Below are 3501 nucleotides of genomic sequence, written 5' to 3' on the forward strand. Positions count from 1 at the left end.
CGCTGGCCGGCGCGATCTGGCTCCTGCTCCGCAGGCGCCGGCATCCAGCGCAGGGGACAATCCTGGCGCTGGGCCTGTCCTGGTGGCTGACCCCCTGGCTGGGCGGGTATCTCATCAACCTTATCGCCCCCTTCAATCCGCCGCGCAGTGAGCGATTGATGCTATTAGCCCTACCGGCCTTCCTCCTGCTGAGCGGCGAGGCGCTGGCGAACGCCCTGGAGCAGGCCCGGCCGGCAGTACGCCGCGCTGCCCTGGCCGGCCTGGCGCTGTGCGTGGTCATCGCCGGCCTCTCCCTGGCTGGTTTTTACACCGTGCCGCGCTATCCGCAGGAGGACTACCGCGGCATTGCCCAATTCATCGCCGCGCGGGGCCGGCCGGAGGACGCCGTCCTTTGCGTTTTCCCCTGGCAGGTCGGGTATTTCCAGGCCTATCTGGACTCGCCGCCGGCGCTGATCGAGACCCCCTCGCAGATATACCCGCAGGCGCGCCAGTTTTGGGCGGATGACCCGGCGCGCATGGCGCGGGAGCTGGATGCCCTCCTGCAGGAGCACGGCCGGCTGTGGATGCCGGCGTACCTCACCACCGGCAGTCGGCTGGAAGAGATGGTGCTCGAGTATCTGGACGCGCATGCCGTGCGTGCCTACAGCCGCTGGTACGGCACCACGCTGCTGACCATGTACGTCCCTGTGCCGGCGCTCGTGCCGTCCGCCGGCGGTGTGGAGTTCGCCGGCGTCGTGCGGGCGGCGGACATGCGCCTCAGCAGTGAACCTCTGCCGTCCGCATACGGCAGTGTAGTAGTGCAGGTGACGTGGCAGAGCGCCGCGCGGCCGGACGAGGATTATCACATCGTCTTCCGGCTGGCCGATGACCAGGGCCGCACCTGGGCGCAGTGGGACCGGGAGCCGCTCTGGGGCCGGCGGCCTTTTTCCGCCTGGGAAGCAGGGGACCATCTCACGGAGCGCTACGGCCTTCTGCTGGATGCCGGCCTGCCCCCGGGCACATATCCGCTCTGGCTGAGCCTGCGCCGGCCGGACGGGACCCCCCTGCCGGTCCTGAGCGCGTCCTCGATGGAAATCCCTACGGAGGCACTGCTGGGCGCGGTGGAAGTGACGCGGCCGGCGCACCCGGTGCCGCCGGCCGCGGTGGCGGCATCGCACCAGGTCCGGGCCGACCTGGGGGGAGCCGTGCGGTTGGTCGCGTATGACCTGCCGCCGGCGCCCTGGAAGCCGGGGGATACGGTCGAGATCCTCCTGTTCTGGCAGTGCCTGAACGCGCCCGGGGAAGAGCTGGTGACCTTTGTCCAGCTCCTGGACCGGGAGGGCCGGCTGATGGCCGCCGCCGAGGTGCCCCCCACAGCCGGCTTTTTCCCGACAACCCGCTGGCAGTCCGGCGATATCATTCGCGACCGTCAGGAGCTGACCCTGCCGGCCGCCCTGCCGGATGGGATCTACCAGCTTATTGTCGGCTTGTTCCGCGCCTCGGACCGCTCTCGCCTCCCCGTGGTGGCCGGATTGGGCCGCGGCCGGGATTATATTCCATTGGGGCGCGTGGGCGTGGTGGGCCGGCCCCATTCCTTCACACCGCCGCAGACGGCCCAGACCGTGAACGCGCGCTTCGGCGACCTGGCGGAGCTGGTGGGCTATGATTGGCGCATCCAGCCCTCCGCCGGCGGGCAGTACCTGGCGCTGACGCTGTACTGGCATGCCCTGCGCGATGGGGATCGGCGGTATAAGGTCTTCGTGCACGCCTTCGACGACCAGTGTGTGCTGGTCGGCCAGCATGACGGCGTGCCGGGCGCCGGCCAGTTTCCCACCAGCGGCTGGGTGGCCGGTGAGTATATCGCGGACGAGCACCCTGTGCTTCTGCCGGCGGGCTTCGCGACAGATCATCTGGGGAAATTGTGGGTGGGGCTGTACGACGACACGGGGCGTCTGCCAGCCTTCACCTCCGACGGCCAGCCGCTCGGCGATTATGTGGAGATCATCCTCGCCCGCTAGGGGCCTGTTATTCCTCTCGCTCTGCCACCAGGAAGTGGGACAATCCGAAGAAACGCAGGGGGGTGCGCTCCAGGAAGTGGAAGAGGGCGCGTATCAGCCGGCCGGCGCGCGGCCAGCGCGCCACCAGGTTGTCAAAGCCTGGGTAGATCTGGGTATGGTGCACGATACGCAGGGGCGTGCCGGCCAGCAGGCGGCGGATTTGCCGGCGCGTGTATGCCCGGGCGTGCGGGCACAGCCGGTTCCGCCAGCGGTCCGGCAGGTAATTGACCAGCGGGATGTTGCCGAAATGATAGCGGCCGCGCCACTCGATGCCGTGGGTCTCGAAGGGATACCAGCGGTTGGGGACGAAGATGACCACGCGGCCGCCGGGCCGTACACAGCGCGCCATTTCCTGTACGGCGCGCCGGTCATCCGCCACATGCTCCAACACCTCGTGGGAGAAGATGACGTCGAAGGACGCCGGCGCGAAGGGCAGGGACTCCACCGCGGCCACACATACCCGCCTGGTCACCGCAAGCGCCTCGGCAGCGCGATCCGCCTCGATCTCCACGCCGTACGCCGCCGCGCCGCGCCCTTGAAAGGCGGCCATATAGGTGCCCACGCCACAGCCGGCGTCCAACACGCGCTGGCCCTGCAGTCCTGCCCACCGCTCCACCAGGGCCAGCCGGCGCTCCTGGCCGGCGCGCCATACAAAGCTGGGCGCCCCGCGCCGCTGGAATGTCTCCTGCATAGAACCCGTACGGTCGGTCATCCCTCCATCCTTTCGCCGGCGCCATCGTTCAGCCGGGCGTACAGGTCACACAGGCTGTGATAGAGGCGCCGGCAGGTCTGCTGGATGCCCTCGCGCGGCCCCCGGCCGTCCTCATAGAACATCGCCGTGCCGGCCAGGATCTGCCGGCGGCCGGCGTGCACCGCGATGGGATAGACCGGCAGTCGTCCGCCCAATTCCCGCTCGTACATGCGGCATAATCCCACGAAACCACAGCGAAAATGGTGGATGCCCAATTCCGGGTGCGCCGGCTGGCGGTTGTCCTCCGGGAAGATGAGCAGTATCCGGCCATCGGCCAGGAGTTGGAGACTGCGGCGAAAGGCGCCGATGGTGCGCTCGCGGTTCTGGTCCACCGACACACTGCCGATGCCGTTGATGATGCCTACGGCGATGCGCGCCACGATGTGGGAGACCAGCATGCCGGCCGGCCCGGAGAGCCCCCAGACGGGATGGACGAAATCGTCGTACAGGTAGCGGGGTGCCCGGCGCGGGTCGGTCATTTCGCCGATGACCCAGGGATACAGGCGCTGGGGCAGGGAAAGGATGGCCTCCACCGGGCCGATACTGCCCAGATGATTGGAAATGATGATCGCCGGCCCCTGCGCCGGCAGGCGGTGCAGGCCGATCACCTGATAGCGAAACGGGCGACCCAACAGTTTCAGGAGGCGGTACAGGCGATCCGGGCGATGATGTGTTGGCATGGATGCGGCAGGCCCCCTCATGACAGCCGGCTTC

Annotated in this window: 3 protein-coding genes; 1 reads left to right on the forward strand and 2 read right to left on the reverse strand. The window is 68.6% G+C overall.

Translation table 11 applies throughout. The features are described 5' to 3' along the window. Nucleotides 1-1997: hypothetical protein (locus H5T60_12945; GenBank protein ID MBC7243336.1), on the forward strand; the 1997-nt coding region annotated here is incomplete at its 5' end. Between the two features lie 7 nt (nt 1998-2004). Here the strand turns inward: H5T60_12945 and H5T60_12950 are convergent. Together H5T60_12950 and H5T60_12955 are read right to left on the reverse strand one after the other, a co-directional pair. Then, nucleotides 2005-2727: a methyltransferase domain-containing protein gene (locus H5T60_12950; protein MBC7243337.1), complete on the reverse strand. Its 723-nt coding sequence runs from the start codon at nt 2725-2727 to the stop codon at nt 2005-2007. A 17-nt stretch (nt 2728-2744) separates the two neighbouring features. After that, complete coding sequence (locus H5T60_12955; protein MBC7243338.1) at nt 2745-3467, reverse strand: hypothetical protein; 723 nt, start codon at nt 3465-3467, stop codon at nt 2745-2747. Between the last annotated feature and the right edge of the window lie 34 nt (nt 3468-3501).

It is taken from the genome of Anaerolineae bacterium (assembly GCA_014360855.1).
Taxonomy (GTDB): Bacteria; Chloroflexota; Anaerolineae; order JACIWP01; family JACIWP01; genus JACIWP01.

What these genes read in the sequence shown, in the direction of transcription:
- H5T60_12950 (MBC7243337.1), bottom strand. Translation starts at nt 2,727, where the DNA reads ATGCAGGAGACATTCCAGCGGCGCGGGGCGCCCAGCTTTGTATGGCGC.
- H5T60_12955 (MBC7243338.1), bottom strand. Translation starts at nt 3,467, where the DNA reads ATGCCAACACATCATCGCCCGGATCGCCTGTACCGCCTCCTGAAACTG.